The organism is Paenibacillus favisporus, assembly GCF_040545415.1.
Classification (GTDB): domain Bacteria; phylum Bacillota; class Bacilli; order Paenibacillales; family Paenibacillaceae; genus Paenibacillus_AQ; species Paenibacillus_AQ favisporus.
Map to the genome: position 1 here is coordinate 1,521,185 of NZ_JBEPLV010000001.1, position 23,738 is coordinate 1,544,922.

Sequence of the window (23,738 nt, forward strand, 5' to 3'; positions counted from 1 at the left end):
CCAAAAGATTCCTAAGCTAAATAAAGCTATTCTTTCTTTGGGAACAAAAGGAAGGATTGCGCATGAAAAATGCGAACTCATGTAGAAAATCAGGAGATTATCCTCCTGCTTTCTTATTCATTGGAGTATTAAGCCTTTTTCTCTTGTTGGTACAACATCCAACTCACGATCAACATGTACACTACTGTTACAATGTGAATCCATGATGGCGTTTTATCTAATGCATGTTGCAGCACTACAGTCGCATCCACAACAGGCATACCTGTTGCGGCTAATAAAAATACCATGGATGCTTTTCTCATCCGGAGCCCCATCAAAGCTAGTAAAAATACCCCCATAAATAAATCACGGTCTGCTTTAATCCAAACAACGGATTTGTCCGAGGCATCTTGCAATGGCAGGCCAAAACTTTGTATTGCCGTTTCTGGAGTAAGAAACCCTTCTACTCCTATATACAACATCAATAGTGTGACAACGCCAACCAACCAAAACGTTACAGCCTTTGGCCCCCAATAGGATGGACTCATTTTATCGATCTCCTTTTTCAGCTTTATGAAAATCCATCTTCTTTTAAGCGTTGATTGATCTGATTCACATGCTTCTTTGCTTTCTTGGCCGAACCCCAATGCAAGTTTTAGGATATTGAACCGATGACTCACCCGTTAGAGTGAGGTGAAGGTTAAACTATTATTTCTTTGATCGGCCTCTTAACTGAGCGATATAAACATGGAATTCAGGAAGATTAGTAAAATCAAATGCTGCATACCGTTTGGACAGAGTTGCTACAACTTCTTCTTTGGTTGTTTCTGCTAAAGCGAAGACAGGCGGTTTTGTGGGTACGCGAAACTGTGTATGATCATGCGGCAAAACAGTAACGATGGTTCCAAGTGGCTCATCCGTTTCATGTTCATACAATGTACTCCACATGCAGCGATACTGATCTGTTTCCTCTGGGTTTGTTCCCCATTCTCTCGAAATTTCCATATCACCAGGGAGTCGGGTAGAGACTCGCAGTCCAGCATCTTTCAACTGGGAATGGATATTTTGATAAAGGTAGTTTAAATAGGTTCCATACGAAGGTTCACCTGCGATTGCAAATGCATGCTCCAACCGTGCTTTCTTCTCTGTTAAGATAACATCCCAGTTTGCGGTTACATGATCTTCTAGAAATTGGCCAACAGTAAAAATCTTGGCTCTATCTTGATTGTTTTCAAGATAGGAAACAAGTGTTGCAGTCATGACACATCACTCCTATAAGGGATTGGTTGACAGCAGGAATAAGTGATAGTTATTAGTAACTAACATTTTCGAGTAAAAAAAATTATGTGATCCCACGACAATAAGTTTGCACACAATGTTGAATAAAATCTTCCTTTGAATCCGTAATAAATTGGTTTCCAAGGAATGTTAGAGAAGAAAAATATCCAAATAAGAAAGTTAAGAAAGAGATGGCTTGTTTATCTGGGTCTTCGATCTTTGCTTTCTTTTTTTCACTCATAACTTGAAAATAGTGAGCTAAGAATTGTTTTAGTTTCTTTGGATTATGTGATACGTGATGACTTAACTCAGGCATTGTCGTTCGCTCTTGGACAGAAATAAGGAAAATAGAACGGTTTGCTTCCATTTGATCCAAGTAAGTCGAAGCGATGAGATACAGATCTTTTTCCAGATCCCACGTAATTTGGGTTTCAAAAAGATTTTGGAATGACGTTACAATGGAGTGTTTTTCAATGGCGGTCTCCAATAGCCTTTTTTTCGTCTCAAAATGCCGAAAAATTGTCATTTCGCTTACTTGTGCACTTTGTGCAATTTCTTTAATGGTAACAGCTTTAAAACCTTTGTCCTTCATCAGCTCTATGGCTGTCTGTAAAATGCGGTCTGCGGTTCCCGCTTCTGATTTCTGCATCATTTCCACCACCCTTCAATGTTAGTTATTGGTAACTATCATAATGTTAGCATAATTTGGAAAGAAGTCAAGATGCTGAATTGAAATTGCTGCCAAAGCAACAAGTCGAACGTTTTAATAAAAACATGGCCCAACACGCCCAACTGGAGCCTGAGGCGTTGGAATAGTGGTCGAAGAATCAGCCGCGGAGCTTGCGGCTCTTGCTTTTTGTGTTTTAACGCCGAAAATGCAAGAACTTGTATGGTTACCCGTGGTTGATGTGCAGGGTTAAAAGAAGAACCGAAGCCGATAAGTTGATGCCTGCAAAACCGGTTTTACAAAGCTAAACTGGCTTCGGGCATTAAGCTAACGGGCAGTATAGTTTAGTTATAAACATACTTTCCAAAAAAGCGTGTGATAAACTGTTCGAAGCACGACACCTGAGGGGGATGAAAGACACGATGGAAGAATCAGTAGTTATACAAGCAGAACGAATAGCATGCGATTTTCTTCTGGATCAAGTAAAAACTTCATATCAAATCATAGGTAAAGGCATCATCAATCAGATTTGCGTAGTCGAAACGGAGAGTCATAAAGTCGTTGTACGGATGAACGATAAAGATTCATTTCCAGGCTTTATCAAGGAAAAGTGGTGCATCGAGCAAGCAGCCGCAGTTGGCGTTCCAGGACCTGAGGTGTTGTCCATTGGTATAGTTAATGAAACCGCATATATGATTCAAGCCTTTATTGAGGGAGACAACGGGGTAGACAGCACTGTTCCCACGTGTGAAGTTTGGAGAAAACTGGGCGCATATGCCAAGCGTATTCATTCTATTCAAGTTAAAGGATTTGGAGGGAATCTGATTGATCCAGTCCAAGGTGAGTTTCAGTCACCTTCTCATGCCGGATCAGACGGCAGTTGGCAAGGGCATGTGCAATATAATATCAATTGTTTAACTGAGCATGATCGCTTGATTGAGCTTGGAGTAATTACTCAGATGGAATCCCAGAGAGTAAGAAAACTGTTTGAAAATCTAAAGAGTGAACCGTTCCGCTTCGGCTTAAACCATGGAGACATCTCTTTAAAGAATACGATTGTCAATCAGGCAAACCAAGTTATATTGCTGGATTGGAATCCAGAAGTAAGCGTGGTACCGCATGCAACTATTGCTCAATTGATGCATTACCAAATCCTTGGATTAGAAGAAAGCGCTAGTGTTGAGGAATTCAACGCGTTTATGGATGGGTACGGAATTAGCGAAAAAGACCTTTCTGAAACGAAGCATTTCCTGTTATTAAGGGCTTTCGACAACCTCAGGTGGGCTATTGATCGAAGTCCTGATCTGATCAAACCCTATGCTGCGTTTACGAAACAAGTCATTGACATGATTATGGATTAGCAGAAAATGATCGGTGTTTCTGTATCTTGATTCAACCAAGTGTGAAGAACAAGATTGAACCAAGGGACGGAACAAGATAGTTTAATCCCGTCTCGAATTTGTTCTTCGTGCGATGGATCGTTCCGCTAACGGGCTGGATAGTTCCAATATTGTGACACTATTCCGAGGTTTTTTACTACGTATGAAATTGAGACAGATAATATTGAGAAAGATAAAATTGAGCAACTTATTCGACGTAATCTCCTTTCTTCTGATAATCGATTAGGATAGCTAAATTAAGGAGGAATAGCATGGCTATTAAAGCGAAGGATTAACATGCACAATGGCGGCCATCGTTGAACAGATCGTTCGAGACCATATTCACTACTATTACTCAATTCGGATTCAAACAAAACTAAATAACCAGTCGCCGATTGGTTACCGACGTCTGGCTGTTTAACTTACAATGTTTTTTGATTGCTGTCTCACAAACGGGGGGCAGCCCCTTTTTAACGATGGGTATTCTATAAGTTAACGTCCAATTGATTATGAAGTGCGGACCTCCCGGCATCCGTCAGTCTAACGGACCTCCGAATCTCTCCCCGTACGATCCACTTAAGTTCAAAAAGCTTTTTGGTTATTTCTACGGCAACAGGTCCTGCTAAATGACGAACCCTTTCCGTCCAATCAATATGGTAAGGTATTATTTTATGCTTACTGTTAGTCTTAATCCCCAAGCGTTCCAGCCACTCTTTACCGTGTGCAGTCAGAATATAGCCTTCCTCCAACTCATCTAAATAACCTTTATAAACGAATGCCTGCGTAAGTCCTACGCCCAATTTTCCGGCGATATGGTCATAGCAGGTTCTCCCCGAGCTCAATGCTTGGGCTTGATTGGACTGCCGTAAGGAACGAACAGGTGCAGGAGGGGACAGGGCGGCCAAAGACTCAAGCGCCTTCGCCACATCTGCATGAGCCAATCGATAGTAACGATGACGTCCTTGCACTTCAACGGCAATCAGATTTCCTTCCAGCAATTTGGTGAGGTGGGCGCTTGCCGTTTGAGGTGTAACCTTCGCGATAGTTGCAAGCTCTCCTGCCGAATGAGCTCTACCATCAATCAGGGCGATAAGAATGGCCGCTCGGGTCGGGTCTCCAATAAGTGCCGCCGCTGCCGTTATATTATCGTTCATCATTCATCCCTCCATCCTAGAATTACCATCGCAGCATCCATTCTCCCATTCTAGCATTTGGACATTTCGACGGCACGTGAAATATTCCCAGGTTATACTTTTGGAACAAGAAGATGATTGTAAATTCGTACCGAGGTGATGGGAATGAAAGAAACAGATATTTCACAGAGCACGCCCAAGACGGGAGACTTGCTTGTCGTTTTTACAGCAGGGATCGGACTATTTCTGTCTACGCTAGATTCAGGCATGATTAATATTGCGTTGCCGACACTGTCGCAAACCTTTCATTCCAGTTTAACTACAATGGCTTGGACGGTAACGTTGTATTCCCTTACTTTGACAGGAACGATTATTATTTTTGGCAGGCTGAGCGATCGATTCGGCCGGCTACGGATTTATTCACTCGGGTTGATTCTATTTTCCGTTGCTTCTGTATGTTGCGGGTTCTCGCGTACGGCAGGCCAGTTGATTGCATTTCGAGCCCTGCAGGGCATCGGCGCAGCCATGCTTCAAGCGACGGCAATAGCGATCATTACGACTACGATTCCAGAAAAGCGCAGAAGTACGGCGTTGGCTTCACTAGCAGTCATTATGGGGATTGGACCGGTTTTGGGTCCAAGTATTGGGGGGGTTATAATTTCGCTCGGGGGTTGGCCTTGGATGTTTTGGATCAACCTCCCGATTGCTGCTGCAGGTCTTGTGGGCTGCCGGTCATTATCGGTGGTAATCACGGAAAAGCACAGTTCAATTGAGCTCCATATCAAAGGCAATCTATTGCTATCTTTCTCGATTCTCTGCCTTTTACAGGGATTTTCTACGTGGTCTTCGACCGGTTTTTTCAGTCCGTGGACTTATGGATCTTTCGGTGCATTTATCGTGCTATTCCTAGGGTTTGTTGTATACGAATTACACGTTAAATTCCCGATCATCGATCTCCGGCTTTTTCGAAAAGGAGCGTTCACTGCCCCGATCCTTGCGATATTTATTTTTGGTGGAGCAACTTCCATAGGATTCATCGTTCCGCCGTATTTTTTGGAACGAGTTGCTTGCCTTGAACCTTGGAAAGCAGGTCTGGTGAACTTATTCGGTCCTCTGGGACTCGTATTGTGCTCAAGCGTCTCGGCAAGGCTCATCCCTCATTGGGGGAATACCCGTATGATGTTAAAGGGCATGTTTGCGATGTTCATTTCATATATTGTTCTCGGCCAAATGCAGGCGAACTGGAGCCCTTGGGTCATTGCGGCATTCATGTTTCTTTATGGCTTAGGCGGAGGCTTGTTTTTAACGCCCAATATGAAGAGCATAATGGAGTCAGTTGGGCAAGAAATTCAGGGAACGATCGGAGCAGTGCAGCGGATGGTGCAAAACCTTGGGATTGCCATTTATACAGCAATTGCTATCGTTCTTATACCGGGACATTCGTCAACGGGAACGGCAGATCTGCTGGCAGGACTGCAAAGATCGTGGGATTTTGCGGCGTTAAGCATTTTGGCAGGTATTTTAGTGTTCCTTGGTAACCGCCGGAATTCGAAAAGTTCGTAGCATTGTTATGTACATATGAGTATTCGAGGTCCCGGATTCCCGCAGTGCTGCCCGAAGCATTTTCTAATGAAACAGGAACACTGCAGAAACTTGTTTTATTGGGTGCTTGCGCTTGACTTCCGTGGTGACAACGAGCGAACTGCTAAACTGTACAATCTCTAAGGTTGACAGAATACGGAGTATTACCCTCTTTCGTAGCCGTCGGCACTGCCCGATACGACAAAATATTTTACGCTTTTGATCTACGACAATCCAGAAACGAGCTTTCAGAAATACAGCATCCAATTTTAAACAATTACAGATCTATCATGTTTTTTTATACGGTTGACCCTGGAACCGCCGACGATATAACTACCCAATGGAGTATGCATAATGGCCCATGTGAACAACCAAGACAGCATAAGTGCGACGACTCCCCCTTCAGGGGGCTATTGCCTTGGGGATTTTGCAGTATACGAGGCCTGTGGATCTCAGGATCAAACAGCTGTGACAGCCCAACAAACTTGACAAGTGCGGCAAAGACGGACACAACGGTCAGCAAGTATCGTTTGCCGAAAAAGACAAGAACATATATGGTTAACCGTGATTGATAAAGAACCTCAATACATATGTAGTTTTTAGCGTCAAAACGAGTTATGGTTACAGAAGTCTATCCTTCATTACGAACGGTTTATTTACTATTGTTCCCTTCTTCGGTTCCCTTCTTCGCCAGCAGCGCCAATTTGTTGTCTAGCATCCGGGCGAGAAGAGACTGCGATTGTTCCAATTCTCTTTTCCTATGGTCCATTTCCTTCATCTTCTTCCGCAAAAATTCAATGGCCCGGGAGAGCTCAAGTTTGTTCCCGTCTTCTTCCTTCAAAATAACTTTGATTTCCCTTATCGTAAAACCCGCAGCCTGAACCCTTTTGATCAGTAAAAGGTGTTCGACCGCTTCCTCGGTATAATCACGATAATTATTGTCCCTGCGCTCAACGTGGCGTCTATCCAGCAATCCTTCTTTCTCGTAATAACGAATGGTCGGCGGATTTAACCCGGTCTTCTGCGCCAGCACATGAATTTTCATATTTCCTCCCGCGTAAGGCTTGACCTTCAAGTATACTTTATAGTTTATACTTTAGAGGTCTAATGGAACCTTGTCAAACCTATTGGCACAATAGTCGATCAGAAGGAGGAGCTGTGAATGAACACTCAGAAAAGGAATTCACCGACCAGAGCTGTAGTTTTGGGGGGCGGTGGCGTGACGGGCATCGCATGGGAGGTTGGCGTCTTAGCGGGACTGCTCGAATCCGGAGTAGACCTCCATCAAGCTGACGTGATCATCGGAACGTCCGCCGGTGCCTTTGTCGGAGCAGCCCTGGCCAGTGGGTACGACATGAATAAACTGTTTGCCGCCCAGTTGGAGACGAACTCGGCTGAGATACCGGTTGCCGCGTCCAAAGAATTGATGCAAGCGTGGTATAAGGCATTTGACACGGGAGGAAGCGATCCGCGAAAAGTCGGGGCAGAATTCGGGCTTATCGCCAAAAATAATCCCTCCCCTGTGTCGCCTGAACAGCGGCGCATCGTGGTCGAGAGTCGCCTTGTGACCAGAAAATGGCCGGCGAATCTTAAGTTGACCGCTATCGATGCCGATACCGGGCAACTTCATACTTTCGATCATCAATCGGGAGTTTCTTTGCTCGATGCCGTGTCGGCCAGTGGGGCCGTTCCGGGAATTTGGCCGCTTGTATCGATCGGTGCCCGCTTCTGGACCGACGGAGGAATGGTGTCCACGACCAATTCAAGGCTGGCTGAAGGTTACGAACGGATTGTGATTCTCTCCCCGATGCCAAATGGTTATGGCTCCATCCCGGGAGCGGCGGAGGATGCGGCAAGCATGCGTACAAGCGCGGACGTTTATCTCATAACACCCGATGAACGCAGCGTTGTGGCCATCGGCCCGAATCCGTACGACCCGGCTCGCAGCAGCGTAACAGCGATCGCCGGGCGGGAGCAGGGATGCTCTATCGCCGAAGCTGTTCTGACTATGTGGTAAGAAGCCGCTTCTTTCTGTCCTAACGGACAAAAGGGTGCAACAGATGGCGGCTATTTCGCTCGTTCATCTTATACTTAAGTACAGCCGACAAGGAAAGGTGCTTATCTTGCGAATCCATCGAAGCGTTAAGCTATTTCAAGGGCCGATTGATCTCTACGTCTTGTTTGCGGGAAATAAGAGGACCGTAACGGCATTTGGGCCAAGCTTGGAAGCGCCGTCGTTTTGGACAGTGATGTGAATCAGGCTCATTAAGCTAACGGGTAGGATAGTTCTACTATAATGTTTTTTTAACTATACATTGCATCCAGATTATGTTGAAATAATGAGTGAATGAGCTTAAAAATGATAATTGTTGTTGATGGACTTGGAGGAATGGGGAATGTCTTTTATAAAAGGAATAGAATTATGCCGTCGATTTCATATGGAAATTGTTGAGCCTGTAATGACGGACAATTACTCTTTCTTGTCCTATTCATCGGCTCTAATTGGTCCCGGTAGCGAAGTGCTCGGATATGATACGGAAATGTCGACTGATCACGATTGGGTTCCCCGGGTATATCTTTTTCTTAACCAACTAGATATCGGGTATTCCGAACACATACGATCAACTCTGCAAGAACGAGCTCCAGAACGGTTCTATGGCTTTCCCGTAGATATAGGGAGGAGCGTAATTACCACGGTGCCGAGGTTCATCGAAAGTTACCTTGCTGTAAACAAAATTGAACGATTAGAACCTGTAGATTGGCTAACCTTTCCTTCGCAGTCACTTCTCGAAATAACACGGGGGGAAGTTTATAGGGACGATAACGGTCAACTTTCCACATTACGCAAACGATTCGTATATTACCCTCACGATATTTGGTTATACCTTATGGCATCCAGTTGGCAGCGAATCGGTCAAGAAGAACATCTGATGCATCGTTCGGGTTTTATAGGGGACGAACTTGGCTCAGCTATTATTGCTTCTCGCCTTGTCCGCGATATTATAAATCTCTGCTTTCTCATGGAGCGTCAATATGCACCTTATCCAAAATGGTTTGGTACTGCATTTAAACGTTTGAAATGTTCTGATCAAATACTTCCTTACCTTTGGACTGCTCAAACGGCAGTTACATGGAGAGAACGCGAATGTGCTTTGAATAATGCTTACAAACATCTATCAAATATACACAACGGACTAAAGATCACTGAAAAGATCCCTGATGATGTTTCATACTTTTTTGATCGTCCTTTTAAAGTAATGAGCGGTGGAGATATTGCTTGCCTCATCGCAAATCAAATTGTCGATACAGACATTCGGCAGTTATCCAAAAAACGCTTGATTGGTAACATTGACCAGATCACAGACAATACAGATTTCAGGAACATGAATAAGTGGTCTGAGGGAGAAGGAGTATACGCAAGAAAAGCTTTGAAAAAACTATTTAAGCCCGGTTTGTAATTTAAATCCAAAAGGATTCCACGGTGACCGTTATGCTAACGGGTACAATAGATCAATGAAGACATTTAAGGGCAGCCGGCTTTTTGGTCGGCTGCTTTTTTTTACGCATTCAAAAGCAGCTAGGAAATATAAAGATCCGGGATGAGGCGCAGCAGGCTGTACTTTACAGAATCGACCCCTACGGCACTGTGCAAGAAGTTTTTGGAGGGCACGTTGGTCGCGGATTCCATTGAATATTATAAGCAGAATAAAACTTGCCCATATGCCATACGGCCAATCGATGACGTTGCTTATGATGGTGGAGAGTTAGAAACATGTGTATCTGTTGTGGCTGCATTGCGGTATTGGCTGGGTGAGAACCCAACCATATTCTTAAACATTTTATTGAAGAAACTTAAGTCCTCGTAGCCGACATCCTGGGCAACTTCCATAATTTTGCGATCGGACTGCTCCAGCAGTTGCTTCGCCACTCGAATGCGTGTTTCGTTGCGGAATTCAGTGAATGTCTTGCCGATATATTGCTTAAATTTGGTTGAGAATCCGGTCTGACTCATCCGGCACATCTCGCTGACCTGAGCAAGCGTTAACGGCTGTGCGTAATGCTTGCGAATAAACTCGCTGATGTGCAGGATGACCTTCTCGTCAGACGATAATTCCTGCAGGGGGGAATGCTTCCGGTCGTGATGGCAGCGGCTCAAAAAAATAAAAAGTTCAATCAGGCGCGTTTTCGTCAAAATACGATATCCAAGCTTCTTCTCTTTGAAATCAAGTATCAAGTGATGGAGAAGGGATTCCATTTCAATCTGTTCATAAGGCTTCAACCGGAGATGCCCTTGGAAACGAACTGTCTTTCGAAGAAAGGGTTCCAAGTAGAAGAAGTCTACGAAGGAGGCGACATCGGCGAGCGGCTCCAATTCGCGCCGTAACAACTCGGGTTGAAAGAGCACGTTATATACGACCGGGAGATGCGCATTGCCCGCTCGATAAGGATGCTCCTCTTCAGGCTCGATCATGAAAACGTCGCCTTCCGCAATATTGTAGTATTCTCCCTTATAGTAATGTTCTCCTTGTCCTTGGGCGATATAAGCAAGCTCGATGAAGTCATGCGAATGGGAGGGAACGATCTCTCCCGAATTGAATCGGTAGGGAGCAGCATAAAACAGGAAATCACGGCTTTCTAGGAACTTTCCGCTGTCCATTCGTGTCATGTGATCATCTCCAATATTTAACAATAGGACTGTTCATGACTAAATTATAACGCTATGCAGGCAAACGGGTAAGACAGAAAAGGCGGACTGGATCGAATGACCCCGCCCGCTTTCGTGTCTATGTCTGTTTGGCGACCAAAGGAAATAAACCGCCGCCGAACGGTTGCCCTCCCTCAAGACCTGCATGTTCTGTTACTAGATGGCTTTTGCCGCTATAAATGGTCCCGTCCGGCATGTAAATGATTGCCAATACACGCCTTGGTTCGTCGCTTTGATTCGCGTGCGCGAAGTGGAAGGTGAGACCATCGTGGAACGTGCAGCTGCCTCGTTTCAATGGGACCTTCACCGGCTTAGTTTTCTCCAGCTCTGTTCCCCTGATCTGATCATATAAGTCCTGAGGGTCTGCTAAGTTAATCCCCCGCAGCGTGCCCACCTTATGGGAGCCCGGAACAAACATCATGCAGCCGTTGTGTTCGTCGACATCATGCATTGGAATCCAGACAGATAAGGCGCCGGGTGCGGTCATCGGCCAATACGGAAAATCCTGATGCCAGGCCGTCGGCTTGGAATCCTGTGGCAACTTCCATAATCCGTGGTCATGGAAGAGGCGAATGCCGCTCGCGCCGCTTAGCTTCATTGCCATCTTAGCCAGCTTCGGGTGAAATGTGTAACGGCTCATGCCGCCATGATCGCGCCAAAGGTTTACCTTCTGGTTTAATACCTTGTAGTAGCTCTCGCCTTTGACAGAGGTGGCTACCGAATGATTACTTTCCTGTGTCATGGCTTCCTCCAAAAACTCGGATAATTCATTCATTTCTTCTTCCGTTAGGGCATTCTCGATTTCAACGAAACCATTCTCCTGATAAAAATCAATTTTGCTTTGCGGTAACAGTACATCCATCGCGATAACTCCTTCCAACGTATAGGATGGTCATCTTTGATAACACATTACCAGAGGAATATGTTCTAATTCTTGGGTTTTTCTACAATACAGTAAGGTTATTTTTTAAAGTGAAAATGTAAGAATCACCACATACCCATTTTATTTCCGACTGCCCGTTCCAGCGATCTGGATAAGCTCCAATAACGTATGAAACCAGCTACATGTGCAAGCAGAAAAAAACGCTCATTAAATGAGCGTCAACCAATCAATGACTACAACGGTTATTGATAACGAAGATTAGTTACTATCCGTTCGTTCACTTATTTTCTTATTTGCCTGCATATCTGCAAGCAGCTTCTTATATTTTTCGGTTGCCCGCTGGTATGCGTCGGATCCTAGAAATAAGCAGGTCGGTGGATTGTTGGATTCTACCAGCTCGATAAAAACTTCAGCAGCCTTTTCCGGATCACCAAGTTGCTTGCCATGATTCGCTGCAAATTGTTTAATGCCTTCGTGGAGAGGAAGATAATCCGCTATTTTATAATCCGCGACAACAAGAGATTCGGCTGAGTTAAACTCAGTTCTAAATCCCCCCGGCGCAACAACCGTTACATTAATGCCCATAGATCTAACATCCTGGGCTAACACATCAGACATCCCCATAATAGCCGACTTTGTGGCAGCATAAATACTCCATCCCGTGTGTGGAGCAACTCCAGCGATGGATGAAATATTAATGATGTGGCCATAGCGTTTCGCCCTCATGTAGGGTAAAACACTTTGGATGACGTAAATACTGCCAAACACATTAACTTCGAAGTTTGACATGATCTCTTGTTTGGAAAGCTCCTCTATTGCTCCTCCAATTCCGTATCCGGCGTTATTAACCGCTACATCGATTTGCCCGAAATATTCGTATGCCAATTTCACGGATTGATCAATAGACTCGGAACTTTTCAGATCCACTTGCAGTGGCAAAAAACGACCCTCTGGGACCTGGCCAACAGCTCGTTTCAGCTCCTCTAAGTTTCTTGATGTAGCAGCGACCCGGTAATTGTTACTTAACAACTTTTTTACAAGAGCAAGTCCAAGACCTTTCGAAGCCCCTGTAACATACCATACCTTTTGATTCAACAATGATATCTCATCCTTTCATTTAAGATGTGTTTATTATGTATCAGCACCTGCTCTGACCTGTATAAGAAAACTTTCAACATTATGCCTATTCTTGTCATACTATTAACAAACAGAATGCTTTACTTTATATTTAAAAGCATGAGAGACATCATATTAGAGCAGAGGTGTTCCGTGTGACCGAAATCGCTTTGCAACAACACGAGTTAGCGGGACTCATCAAAAAGTTTACAGGAAAAGATGGGGACCATAAAACCCTAATTCCTTCACTCCATCTCATCCAAGACTCCAAAGCATTGGTCCCAATATGTAGGATTCAAAAGCCCTCCTTATGCATTGTTGCCCAAGGTGAAAAAGTAATCATTCTGAGCTATGAAAGTTACAAATACGGTGTTAGCGATTATTTAGCTGTGTCTTTAGACGTGCCTATATCGGGACAGGTGATCAAACCTTCGCCGGAAGCTCCCTTTTTGTCAATCAGGCTTGATCTTGATGCAGGAGAGATTTTTGAAATCATGAAAGAGACCCATCTGTTACCAGAAAGCATAGAGCATTATCCGAAAAGTTTATTTGTTGGTAAATTGAACATGAATCTTCTTGATGCAGTGATTCGGCTAGTAAAACTATTGGATACTCCAAAAGATATTTTAGCGCTAGCACCATTAATAATTAAGGAAATCATATATAGGTTACTTACTGAAAAGGAGGGGGATGTTTTCAGGCAAATTGCTACATCTGGTAGTCATTTTGCAACAATTGCAGAGGTCGTAGAACGGATTAAAACAAACTTTGACAAACCTTTACGCATTAATGAATTAGCGCAGATCGCCAATATGAGTACTTCATCTCTGTATCGACATTTCAAGCAAGTCACTGCGATGACACCCGTTCAATATCAGAAACAGCTGCGATTACAAGAAGGGCGGCGACTTTTAATAACTGATAAATACAACGTCGCAGATGTCGCATTTCATGTCGGCTACGAAAGTCCTTCTCAATTCAGTCGCGAATATGCCCGATTATTTGGGTGTCCTCCGACTACCGATATTTTACGGATGCAGTCCACAACTAATTTGTCTACTAGTTAAAAGATCAGTTGATTAAACATAGGTCCCGAGCTTGTTCGCACTGCTCGGGACCTTTCATATTTGGTTAACTGTAATTGACGGTTAGGATCATTTGAAAAGCTATGCAATTACTTAAATTATGAATGAAAGAAGGCATAGAAAATGATACGAGAAATTAAAGAGCAATTCACTGAAGAGATCCTTACCGAAGCAATACAGCGATATGACCTTAATCAAGACACTGTTCGTTCATTGGGAGGTTATGAAAGCTTTGTTTATGAATACCAGAAAAACAATGCATTTTTCATATTAAAAATCTCACATACAAATAGAAGAACAAGAAATAATATACTGGGTGAACTTGAATTTTTAAATTTTTTGTCGAATAAAGGACTGGCAGTTTCAAATGCTGTTCCATCGACCAGAGGTAATATGGTTGAAGAAATTGCTGCAGAAAATGGTTCGTTTCTAGCCATTTCATACGAAATGGCTCTTGGAAAAGAAGTGTCGGATGAAGATTGGAATGAATCGCTTTACGAAAAATGGGGCGAATTTATGGGGAAAATCCATCATGCCACAAAGGGTTATGGATGGAGTAATCCGGCGTTTAAACGACAAGCCTGGGATCAAGAAGTTCAATTAAAGGCGGAGAAGTACCTGCGACCTGATGATGTAATGATTTCAATTCTAAAAGAAAGATTAACAAGACTTACTTCTCTGCCCAAGTCCAATGATACATACGGTTTGACTCATACTGATTTTCATCAAAGTAATTTTTATCTGAATAACGGCGACATTTATTTGTTCGATTTCGATGATTGCAGTTATACGTATTTCGTAAACGATATTGGGATTACATTGTGTTATGCACTTTTTTTTTCCGTATAAGGAATTTGAAAATAAAACGGAATATTATAGATTGTTTTTCCGCCATTTTATAAAAGGATATCTAAAGGAAAATACAATCCAAGAAGAAGAAATAGAATATTTACAAGAGTCTATTAAACTTCGTTATGTATTGCAGTATATTTATTTTCATCAAGCAAACGATGTGTCAAATTTGGATGAAGAATCAATGAACAGTTTAAAAGAGATTCAACAAATAGCCGCTTCTGATGAGCCTATGCTGCCGATTGATTTTGTTCAAGAATTTAAAAATATTTATAATAGTATTCATTAACCTGGGAGCATTGTATTTTACCGGCTGCCGGGTAAAACTGAAAACATCTGTAATTGATTTTGGAGTGGATGATAAATTCGTGAACGAAAGTTATGGGTATGCACCGGTATAACAAGTATCTTTATTGGGCTAATGTAAAAGGCTCTCATAATTGATATATTGGGAAGAGGTTGACGTTCATGTTAGCAGAGCGATTTATTAATGACAATCTTGGAAAGTGTTTGCTTAACCGGAATAATTACCGACCGTTTCCTACAATCGAAGACCGAAATCAATGGAAACAGCTACCATTGAATCTTAGGTCTTTTTGGATCAATGAAGCCGCAAGTAAGCTTCATTATGCATGGCCTACTATAACTGCCACTCAATATATGGATTATAGCAGAACGGGTAATCGGGTCGATTTTGACAATACTTCGTGGAAAAGAAGAGAGGTGCTGGCTTCTTTAGTCATCGCCGAATGTTTTGAAAATCAGGGACGCTTTATGGATGATGTCATAAATGGAATATGGTGTATATGTGAAGAAACATTCTGGGGAATCCCTGGTCACGGTTATATGATGAAGAGGCAGGATCCACTTCCAGACATATCGGATCAGATTATTGAATTATTCTCTGCCGAGACGGCCGCGCTGCTTGCATGGACTTATTATCTGCTGAAAACCAAATTGGATGGAATAAGCATTATGGTAAGCGAGCGTATACAGTACGAGGTGAAAAGGAGGATTCTTGATCCTTATTTACAGCGGAATGATTTTTGGTGGATGGGTTTCAATCAGGAGAAGATGCTGAACAATTGGAATTCATGGTGTAATTCAAACTGCTTAGCGGCGTTTTTGCTGTTGGAAGACGACCCCAATCGACGAGAAGCAGCGGTGGTCAAGGCGATGAGAAGCTTAGATATGTATCTACATAGACTCCCTTCAGACGGCGGTTGTGAGGAAGGTCCGAAGTATTGGATGTATGCCGGAGGAACGATTTTTGATAGTCTGGAACTGCTTCACGGCGTTTCCGGCGGTAGAATTGATGTATACCAAGAACCTCAAATTAGGCAAATAGGATGTTATATTTACAAAGCTTTTATCGATGACTCGTATTTTGTCAACTTCGCTGACAGCCAGGCACAAGTCCATCTCCCCGCGGAACTTACATATCGATATGGACGCCGTATTGGAGATTCGAGGTTGTGTGAGCTTGGAGCAAGGGTCCAGAGAATGAAGCGGGAAGAAGGGACCCGCTTAGAGTTTTCATCCATGTTTCGCCTTTTGCCGGCTTTATTTAATTATTCGGAAGTAGAGCAATATTCCGGAAAATCTCCTTATATTCGAGATGCATGGTTTGACAGCATTCAAATCATGGTGGCACGAGAGCAGGAGGGTTCGTCCAAAGGGCTATTCCTGGCTGCCAAGGGCGGGCATAACGGTGAAAGCCATAACCACAATGACATTGGACAATTCATTGTATATTGTAATGGCTCTCCGATGATCATTGATCCCGGATTATTGACCTATACATCTAAATCGTTTTTCTCGGAGCGGTATACCCTATGGGCGATGCAATCAGGATATCACAATCTCCCTATTGTAAATGGCGTACAGCAACAGGACGGAAGACAATTTAGGGCCGATGAAGTCGAGTATAACCTGAATGATAAAGTTACATCGTTATCCATGAATCTCGCGGGAGCCTACCCAGAATTCGCCGGAATAAGAAAGTGGATAAGATCAGTTAATTTCTATCGTGGTTTGTCCCCGAATATTGAAATCAGTGACAATTTTCTTCTAAATCAAGTGACGGATGATATCACACAGATTCTAATCACGCCTCACCCTCCTCAAACCCAAGAAATTGGGGATATTATCCTTCAAGATAAAAATTACAATAGGGTAAAAATACAATATGACAGCGAAATGTATGCGTACTCCGTAGAGAAAATTTTACTCGAGGACGAAATCATGAGAGAGATATGGGGAGATGCCTTGTATCGGATGAAGCTTACAGCCATTATACCCGCCGCGCAGGGTGAGTGTGTAATCAGGATAAGCAGATAGTGGCGTTATGCTTAAATGATGAGCAGGGAAACTAAGCTCAATGAGGGCGATATGAGATTGGAGAAGATCACTTCACCATCGGGATTTACCATAATTAATGATGCATGGAATGCTAGTCTGGATTCGGTAAAAGATGAAGTTTTAGCATTTTATAATACGTGGCTAAGCAGGGTAGAAAGAAGAAGCTAGTGCGATAGGCTGATTCCCGCATAAACGGAGTTACAATAAATAATTATTAAATTGGAGGGTTATCGAATGAGTAAATTGATGTTACAGAACGTTTGACATTACGGCAACTTGAATTTGATGATGCTGAAGCTTTGGGTAGGGATTGGTGTAGTTTAACAGGCGGGGTTAAAGATCAGGAGTTGGGCAGATGAAAGGGTGATATTGCAATGCAATTCAAGTTGTATACGGATGTGCATGAGTTTTTCAATGACACCTATGATGTGCTGATGCGTCATGAAGCACAAAATTTGATTCCTCTTGGCAATATCATCATTGGGCATGAAGGAAAAGACAAAACAGACTGGCGTAACCCTGTAAATTGGCTTATGGCAACTATTACGGATGCTAAGGGCATACAACTTACCGCCATAATGACACCGCCATACAATATTACGCTTTATGCAACAGACAACATCATTAACCCGTATGCTATAAACTGTCTGATAGATGGTCTGAAAGACCGTGAAATTCCAGGTGTGATAACTGAAAAAACCTTGGCAGAATATTTTGCCAAAGAATATACCTTGCGCAAGGGTATAACCTTTAAAACAACCATGAGCCAACGTATATATGAACTTACGGCAGTAAACCCAGACATTCAAAAGATTGGTATCTGTTCGATTGCTAGATGAAAAGGATATTCACTTTTTCCCATACTGGGCTGAAGCATTTTATGCAGCGGGGAGTTATGGCAAAACAGAAATGTCCATCCCGCAGATGCAGACCCTTACCTCTACCGAATAGCATCAAAAAAGCTCTATATTTTAGAGGACAACGGGATACCCGTTTCTATGGCAGGATATACAAGGGAAATGCAGACGGCTATTGGCGTGGCATTTGTATATACCCCTCCATATGAGCGCAGGAAGGGTTACGCTACTTCAATTGTGGCGCAAATAAGCCAACTTGCATTGGATAAAGGGTTTACTAAGTGCGTCTTATATACGGACCTAGCAAATCTCACATTAATAGCATCTATTAAAAGATAGGCTATCTGCCAATTTGTGATTCGCTCCAGTTAAGATTTGAACAGTAGAATGATGCGGACAGAATTTCTGCTACCTTAGAAAATAAGAGCATAATATAGAGTTATAATGAAATCACTTGGAGTTGTAGGGGGAAACACATTCTATGTTAGGCGCTGAGATCAGTATAATGGAGTATTTTACGGAGCAAAACATCGAACTCCTTTTGGAGCGTTTTCGCTCGCTGGGGCCGCTGCCCGGCATGCTGCTAACTTTTCTAAAGTCTTTTGTTCCGCCACTGCCTACTATCATGATTGTCGGCGCCAATGCCGCCATCTATGGATTGTGGCTGGGTTTTTTATATTCGTGGATCGGCCTTGTAACGGGCAGTTTTTTTACGTTTTGGCTTTTCCGTAAAGCGTCGGATACACCATTTATTCAACGCTGGGCGGTCAGGCCCAAAGTACGGATGGCCATGGTATGGGCGCAGAGGAACGGGTTTAGCTTCGTTTTTCTCTTAAGCATGCTCCCGATAGGACCGTTCGTAGTCATAAACATGGCCGCGGGATTAACGCGAATGCCGACAGTTTCCTTTGCGGTAGCCGTAACTCTAGGCAAAGGTGTCATGGTATTCTGCGTTTCCTATATCGGAATGCATCTGTCCGATTTTATTGCGCAGCCCGTAAAGTTAATCGGTGTAGCGTTGTTTATTGCGGCTTCCATATGGTTGAACCGGAGGCTGCAGGCCTATTTTTCGTCCTCGGCAGCTGTAGCATCCGAGCCATCGAACACAATGGAATAAAGCGGGGAGAGAACTTGGAGTTAGATTATAAATATTAGAACAATGAAGGGGTATGTTACCAGATTGATTTGGTCATGTAAGACGACAAGAACATACACGCTTATTAGCCGCGTAGCTGCGGCTATTTTTGTTTGAACGATACATGTTCATGTCAGCTTCACTTATTCTAAAAGGTTGTATCGAAACCGAAGATCGCGCTAAAATGGCTTTAAATGTAACGCTCAAAAAAACGGGGGCTTCGCCGTGACAATGAATTGGATCGACTTGTCCAGGAATGCGATAGACTTATACGAGCAGAAACATAGGGGCGGGCATCTCGTGTCCGAGCACTATCACCAGACGCACCAGCTGCTATTTGTGCTGGAAGGGGAAGGCACGATCCGGCTAGAGGGTGAAGTACGGAAGTTGACGGTCGACGATACGGCGCTGATCGTTCCGTATTCCGTCCACTCCGTCATGTCCGACTTCAGGCTGACCTTGTTAGTGTTGGCGTTTGACGAGGCAGTGCTCGATCCGGATATGAGGGCGCAGCTGCTCCACGCCTACTTTCCGGCCTCCTGCCTGATGAAGCCGGGATTGTTTGCTGCGAGCGAACTGCGTCAGCTGCTGAGGAAAATGCTGTTCGAGCAGTCCCGGGAGCTGTCGCCGCTCGTCAGGCTTTCGCTTAAGGTCCAGCTGTCTCAGTTGCTGCTCTTGCTGGTTCGATCGGCCGGAACGGAGGCCGCCGGAGCGGGCTCCAGCTCCAACAAGCTGCGCGCCGAGAAAATTCGCAGCTACATCGATTCGAAGTATTTTGATCCGCTGACTGCGGGGGACATCGCCTCCAAGCTGGACATCAGCACGCGGCACGTGAACAACATTTTCAAGGAAAGGTACAACATGACACCGATGCAATATTTGACCGAGGTACGCATCCGCGTCGCCCAGAAGTTGCTGGTGGAAACGGGTAAGGACATTATTTCGATCTGCTTCGAGGTCGGCTACGATTCTGTTTCTACGTTTTACCGGTCGTTCAAAGCTGTCGCCAAGCTGTCGCCAAAGGCTTACCGGGAGATGAACGCGCCCGAGCAAGCTGAGTAGGCAGGGATCCTTCCGTCAAATGGACAGCGAGTGCACAATGTTCGATCAAACGCACAAGATAACGATCAAAGGACGTCCGTCCAATTGATCGAAACATATTTTCCCCTTCATCCCTCATCGGCTAAACGTCGGCGGGGATTTTGTTTTTCGCTCGGATAATTCGCTTCCAAAATTGAGAATCGTGTTCCCGTAATCGTAAGAAAAGCGGTTTTGCATCGACTACAATACGGTTATACGAAGCGAAGGGAGCGATGAACGATGGCAGTTCGCAACATCGGCATTATTATGAACGGCGTTACCGGACGGATGGGAACCAACCAGCATTTGGTCCGTTCAATTCTTGCGATTCGCAAGCAAGGGGGCGTCGCGCTACCGGACGGCGACGTCATCATGCCCGACCCGATTCTGGTCGGCCGGCAGGAGAGCAAGCTGCAGGCGTTGGCCGCTGCCCACGGCGTCGAACGTTGGAGTACCGATCTTGAAGCATGCCTCGCCGATCCGTATTATGAAATTTATTTCGACAGCCAGACGACGGTGCGCCGCGCCGAAAGCGTCAAGCAGGCGATCGCCGCGGGAAAGCATATTTATTGCGAGAAGCCGACGGCAGTCGATTTAGAAGGGGCTCTTGAACTGGCCCGTTTCGCCGCTGAGGCCGGGGTGAGAAACGGCGTCGTACAAGACAAGCTGTTTTTACCAGGATTGCTCAAGCTGAAACGCTTAAACGACTCTGGCTTCTTCGGGCGTATCCTGTCCGTGCGAATGGAGTTCGGCTATTGGGTATTCGAGGGCGACTGGCAGCAGGGTCAGCGTCCATCGTGGAACTACCGCAAGGAAGACGGCGGCGGTATTATCGTCGACATGTTTGCACACTGGCGCTATGTTCTCGAGAATTTGTTCGGGGGAGTGAAGGCTGTCTCCTGTCTTGCCGCTACACATATTCCGAAACGTCTGGATGAGCAGGGCGTTCCGTACGAATGCACGGCGGACGATGCGGCATACGCCATATTTGAGCTGGAAGGCGGCATTATCGTGCAGGCCAACTCGTCCTGGGCGGTGCGCGTAGACCGCGACGATCTGCTCACGGTGACGGTCGACGGCACCGAAGGCAGCGCCGTGGCGGGTTTGCGGGGCTGCAAGACGCAGCACCGGGTCAATACGCCGAAGCCGGTATGGAATCCGGACATTCCGAACCCGTTCCAGTTCCGTGACCAATGGGTGGAGGTGCCGGACAACGCGTCGTACGACAACGCGTTCAAGGTGCAATGGGAACTCTTCTTGAAGCATGTCGTCATCGGCACGCCGTTTCCGTGGGATTTGCTTGAAGGCGCGAAGGGCACCCAGCTTGCCGATCTAAGCTTGCAGTCGTGGCAGGAACGCCGCTGGATCGACGTGCCGAAGCTGAGCCTGTAAAAATAAATACTAAAAAAATCGGCTTTTCAGCACCGAGAAGGTTGGATGAAGCTAGGGACTGAGCAACGCAGCGTAGGTTAGCCTACGTGAGTAGCGGAAGGCCCGGCTGAATTCAAGATTCGACGTCGAGTAAGCTTCATAGCTATACTTCGTGATCAAAAGCCGATTTTTTAATTACCTCTTAAGGAGGGGAATACAGATGGCCAAATCGCTGCTCCTCCCCCGTGCAGGGGGAACGTTGTATGAATATACTCCGGGCAAAGCAGGCTCGTTCTCCGTACCGGCCAAGCCGTTTACGGGCCGCATCGCCTTCTCGGCCGCCCATGTCGTCTGCGATCCGTTTGCGGACGCAGATCCGCTGCATCATTCGCAGATTGATTGGAACTCGACGCTCGCCTACCGGCACCATTTGTGGTCGCTCGGTCTGGCCGTGGCGGAAGCGATGGATACCGCGCAGCGCGGCATGGGCCTCGATTGGAACCGCTCGAAGGAGCTTATCCGCGCTTCGATCGCGGAAGCGCGCTCGGTCGGTGGCAAAATCGCCTGCGGCGCGGGAACCGACCATCTGTTTCCGGGACCGTCGGTCACGATCGCCGACGTGGAAGCCGCCTATGAAGAGCAAGTAGGCTTCATCGAAGGCGAGGGCGGTCAAGTCATTCTGATGGCGAGCCGCGCGCTTGCCGCCTGCGCGAAAGGGCCCGAAGACTACGAGAGGGTGTATGGGCGCATTTTGGGGCAGGTGAAACAGCCGGTCATTCTGCATTGGCTTGGCGACATGTTCGATCCCGCTCTGGCCGGCTATTGGGGATGCAAGAACGATCTGGACGAGGCGATGGACGTTTGTTTGCGCGTCATTCGGGCAAACGCGGACAAGGTCGACGGGATTAAAATCTCGCTGCTCGATGCCGGCAAAGAAATCAAGATGCGCCGGCTACTGCCGGAAGGCGTCAAGATGTACACCGGCGACGACTTCAACTACCCGGAACTGATCAAGGGTGATGAGCAGGGCTACAGCCATGCGCTGCTCGGCATATTCGACGCGATCGCGCCGGCCGCCGCCCAGGCGCTTCATGCGCTAGACGCAGGCGATCTGGTCAGTTATGAGTCGATTATGGAGCCTACCGTTGCCTTGTCGCGTCATATTTTCCAGAAGCCGACATACGCCTACAAGACGGGAATTGTGTTCATGGCCTACTTGAACGGCCACCAACCGCATTTCCGCATGATCGGGGGAGCGGAGGGATCGCGCTCGATCGTCCATTTGGCCCAGCTGTTCGTGCTTGCCGACAAGGCCGGGCTATTGGCCGATCCGGAGCTTGCCGCCGAACGGATGAAGCCTGTCTTGGCGCTTGCGGGTATTCGGCCGTAATCATTTATAGAGATGTTTGAAAGCAAGGAGGGATCAGTATGGAACCGCTTCGTTCCATAGACAGACTCAGCTTGAACCAGATTACGACCGATCGGCTGAATATGCGTGAGGCCGTGGAAGCATGCGTTCGAGCCGAAGTGCCTTGGATAGCGCTGTGGCGGCATAAAGTGGCCGAAACCGGCCTGGCCGAGAGCAAGCGGCTTGTGCGGGACGCGGGCCTGCGCGTCTCCAGCCTGTGCCGTGGGGGTTATTTTCCGGCGGCCACCGCGCCTGCGCGCAAAGAGCGGATGGACGACAATCGCCGCGCTGTCGAGGAAGCGGCCGAGCTCGGCACCGAGGTGCTCGTGCTCGTTTGCGGACCGGCGCCAGACCGGGATATCGATTTCGCCCGCAAGACGGTCGAAGAAGCGATCGCGGAACTTGTGCCGTTCGCCCGCTCGCACGGAGTCAAGCTCGGCATCGAGCCTTTGCACCCGATGTACGCCGCTGAACGCTCCGTCATCAATACGCTGGCGCAAGCCAACACGCTCGCGGAGCAGCACGACCCGCAAGACGTCGGCGTCGTCGTCGATGCGTTCCACGTCTGGTGGGACCCCGAGCTGTACGCGCAAATTGAGCGGGCCAGGGGGCGTATACTCGGCTTTCACGTCTCCGATTGGATCGTGCCGGTACCCGACCTGCTGATGGGCAGAGGAATGATGGGGGACGGCTTTATCGAGTTGCGCCGGATGCGTCATGCCGTTGAAGCGGCCGGTTACGTAGGGGCGATCGAGGTGGAAATCTTCAACCGGCAGGTATGGGATATGCCGGGAGACGAGGCGCTCACGCTTATCAAGGAACGTTATTTGCAGCATGTATGAATTATAAATTTGCAGCTTTGGCGGGC

Annotated in this window: 23 protein-coding genes and 1 pseudogene; 16 read left to right on the top strand and 8 right to left on the bottom strand. The window is 46.0% G+C overall.

Translation table 11 applies throughout. From position 1 onward, the window contains the following. Positions 1 to 128: 128 nt before the first annotated feature. From ABID47_RS07125 to ABID47_RS07135, 3 genes are all read right to left on the bottom strand, one after another. A complete protein-coding gene (locus tag ABID47_RS07125; protein ID WP_354495461.1) occupies positions 129 to 527 on the bottom strand; it encodes a DUF4267 domain-containing protein in 399 nt (132 codons plus the stop codon). A gap of 160 nt (positions 528 to 687) precedes the next feature. Beyond that, positions 688 to 1,239: a DUF6022 family protein gene (locus tag ABID47_RS07130; RefSeq protein WP_354495462.1), complete on the bottom strand. Its 552-nt coding sequence runs from the start codon at positions 1,237 to 1,239 to the stop codon at positions 688 to 690. A gap of 82 nt (positions 1,240 to 1,321) precedes the next feature. Next, positions 1,322 to 1,909 (bottom strand): TetR/AcrR family transcriptional regulator, encoded by a 588-nt coding sequence (locus tag ABID47_RS07135; protein WP_354495463.1) that lies wholly within the window; start codon positions 1,907 to 1,909, stop codon positions 1,322 to 1,324. Positions 1,910 to 2,346: 437 nt separating this feature from the next. Between ABID47_RS07135 and ABID47_RS07140 the strand changes: the two genes are divergently transcribed. After that, positions 2,347 to 3,285 (top strand): phosphotransferase, encoded by a 939-nt coding sequence (locus tag ABID47_RS07140; RefSeq protein WP_354495464.1) that lies wholly within the window; start codon positions 2,347 to 2,349, stop codon positions 3,283 to 3,285. 319 nt (positions 3,286 to 3,604) lie between these two features. After that, positions 3,605 to 3,724: pseudogene (locus ABID47_RS07145) on the top strand (IS3 family transposase); the annotation flags it as partial. Between the two features lie 64 nt (positions 3,725 to 3,788). On the opposite strand, the gene ABID47_RS07150 reads toward ABID47_RS07145, so the two are convergent. Beyond that, positions 3,789 to 4,460: an ArsR/SmtB family transcription factor gene (locus ABID47_RS07150; protein ID WP_354495466.1), complete on the bottom strand. Its 672-nt coding sequence runs from the start codon at positions 4,458 to 4,460 to the stop codon at positions 3,789 to 3,791. A gap of 141 nt (positions 4,461 to 4,601) precedes the next feature. Between ABID47_RS07150 and ABID47_RS07155 the strand changes: the two genes are divergently transcribed. Next, the gene (locus ABID47_RS07155) at positions 4,602 to 5,999 is read left to right on the top strand and encodes an MFS transporter (protein WP_354495467.1); all 1,398 of its coding nucleotides are present in this window, start codon (positions 4,602 to 4,604) and stop codon (positions 5,997 to 5,999) included. Between the two features lie 670 nt (positions 6,000 to 6,669). Here the strand turns inward: ABID47_RS07155 and ABID47_RS07160 are convergent. Next, on the bottom strand, positions 6,670 to 7,062 hold the full coding sequence (locus ABID47_RS07160; RefSeq protein ID WP_354495468.1) for a MerR family transcriptional regulator: 393 nt from the start codon (positions 7,060 to 7,062) through the stop codon (positions 6,670 to 6,672). Positions 7,063 to 7,179: 117 nt separating this feature from the next. On the opposite strand from ABID47_RS07160, the gene ABID47_RS07165 reads away from it, so the two are divergent. Together ABID47_RS07165 and ABID47_RS07170 are read left to right on the top strand one after the other, a co-directional pair. After that, positions 7,180 to 8,034, top strand: a complete 855-nt coding sequence (locus ABID47_RS07165) for a patatin-like phospholipase family protein (RefSeq protein WP_354495469.1) — start codon at positions 7,180 to 7,182, stop codon at positions 8,032 to 8,034. Between the two features lie 379 nt (positions 8,035 to 8,413). Next, positions 8,414 to 9,475 (top strand): DUF4037 domain-containing protein, encoded by a 1,062-nt coding sequence (locus tag ABID47_RS07170; protein WP_354495470.1) that lies wholly within the window; start codon positions 8,414 to 8,416, stop codon positions 9,473 to 9,475. A 290-nt stretch (positions 9,476 to 9,765) separates the two neighbouring features. On the opposite strand, the gene ABID47_RS07175 is transcribed toward ABID47_RS07170, so the two are convergent. The 3 genes from ABID47_RS07175 to ABID47_RS07185 form a co-directional block, all read right to left on the bottom strand. Then, entirely contained in the window at positions 9,766 to 10,683 is a 918-nt protein-coding gene (locus ABID47_RS07175) for an AraC family transcriptional regulator (protein ID WP_354495471.1), read from the bottom strand. Positions 10,684 to 10,801: 118 nt separating this feature from the next. Continuing rightward, positions 10,802 to 11,584 carry a phytanoyl-CoA dioxygenase family protein gene (locus tag ABID47_RS07180; protein ID WP_354495472.1) on the bottom strand — a complete coding sequence of 261 codons (783 nt, stop codon included), beginning with the start codon at positions 11,582 to 11,584 and terminating at the stop codon, positions 10,802 to 10,804. Positions 11,585 to 11,863: 279 nt separating this feature from the next. Continuing rightward, positions 11,864 to 12,700: an SDR family NAD(P)-dependent oxidoreductase gene (locus ABID47_RS07185; RefSeq protein WP_354495473.1), complete on the bottom strand. Its 837-nt coding sequence runs from the start codon at positions 12,698 to 12,700 to the stop codon at positions 11,864 to 11,866. A 176-nt stretch (positions 12,701 to 12,876) separates the two neighbouring features. Here ABID47_RS07185 and ABID47_RS07190 point away from each other — a divergent pair, with 176 nt between their 5' ends. The 11 genes from ABID47_RS07190 (at position 12,877) to ABID47_RS07240 (ending at position 23,712) form a co-directional block, all read left to right on the top strand. Then, positions 12,877 to 13,788, top strand: a complete 912-nt coding sequence (locus ABID47_RS07190; RefSeq protein ID WP_354495474.1) for an AraC family transcriptional regulator — start codon at positions 12,877 to 12,879, stop codon at positions 13,786 to 13,788. Positions 13,789 to 13,929: 141 nt separating this feature from the next. Beyond that, positions 13,930 to 14,655: a phosphotransferase enzyme family protein gene (locus ABID47_RS07195; RefSeq protein ID WP_354495475.1), complete on the top strand. Its 726-nt coding sequence runs from the start codon at positions 13,930 to 13,932 to the stop codon at positions 14,653 to 14,655. Next, complete coding sequence (locus ABID47_RS07200; protein ID WP_354495476.1) at positions 14,633 to 14,947, top strand: hypothetical protein; 315 nt, start codon at positions 14,633 to 14,635, stop codon at positions 14,945 to 14,947. Before ABID47_RS07195 ends, ABID47_RS07200 begins: the two co-directional genes overlap by 23 nt. A 179-nt stretch (positions 14,948 to 15,126) precedes the next feature. Then, the gene (locus ABID47_RS07205) at positions 15,127 to 16,998 is read left to right on the top strand and encodes a heparinase II/III domain-containing protein (protein WP_354495477.1); all 1,872 of its coding nucleotides are present in this window, start codon (positions 15,127 to 15,129) and stop codon (positions 16,996 to 16,998) included. 395 nt (positions 16,999 to 17,393) lie between these two features. Continuing rightward, positions 17,394 to 17,858 carry a hypothetical protein gene (locus ABID47_RS07210; RefSeq protein WP_354495478.1) on the top strand — a complete coding sequence of 155 codons (465 nt, stop codon included), beginning with the start codon at positions 17,394 to 17,396 and terminating at the stop codon, positions 17,856 to 17,858. 129 nt (positions 17,859 to 17,987) lie between these two features. After that, entirely contained in the window at positions 17,988 to 18,215 is a 228-nt protein-coding gene (locus tag ABID47_RS07215; protein WP_354495753.1) for a GNAT family N-acetyltransferase, read from the top strand. Between the two features lie 142 nt (positions 18,216 to 18,357). After that, complete coding sequence (locus ABID47_RS07220; protein ID WP_354495479.1) at positions 18,358 to 18,993, top strand: TVP38/TMEM64 family protein; 636 nt, start codon at positions 18,358 to 18,360, stop codon at positions 18,991 to 18,993. Between the two features lie 249 nt (positions 18,994 to 19,242). Continuing rightward, complete coding sequence (locus tag ABID47_RS07225) at positions 19,243 to 20,073, top strand: helix-turn-helix transcriptional regulator (protein ID WP_354495755.1); 831 nt, start codon at positions 19,243 to 19,245, stop codon at positions 20,071 to 20,073. A gap of 258 nt (positions 20,074 to 20,331) precedes the next feature. After that, positions 20,332 to 21,483 carry a Gfo/Idh/MocA family protein gene (locus ABID47_RS07230; protein WP_354495480.1) on the top strand — a complete coding sequence of 384 codons (1,152 nt, stop codon included), beginning with the start codon at positions 20,332 to 20,334 and terminating at the stop codon, positions 21,481 to 21,483. A 199-nt stretch (positions 21,484 to 21,682) separates the two neighbouring features. Next, positions 21,683 to 22,852, top strand: coding sequence for a dihydrodipicolinate synthase family protein (locus ABID47_RS07235; RefSeq protein WP_354495481.1), 1,170 nt, complete (start codon positions 21,683 to 21,685; stop codon positions 22,850 to 22,852). Between the two features lie 38 nt (positions 22,853 to 22,890). Beyond that, positions 22,891 to 23,712: a sugar phosphate isomerase/epimerase family protein gene (locus ABID47_RS07240; RefSeq protein ID WP_354495482.1), complete on the top strand. Its 822-nt coding sequence runs from the start codon at positions 22,891 to 22,893 to the stop codon at positions 23,710 to 23,712. Positions 23,713 to 23,738 lie beyond the last annotated feature (26 nt).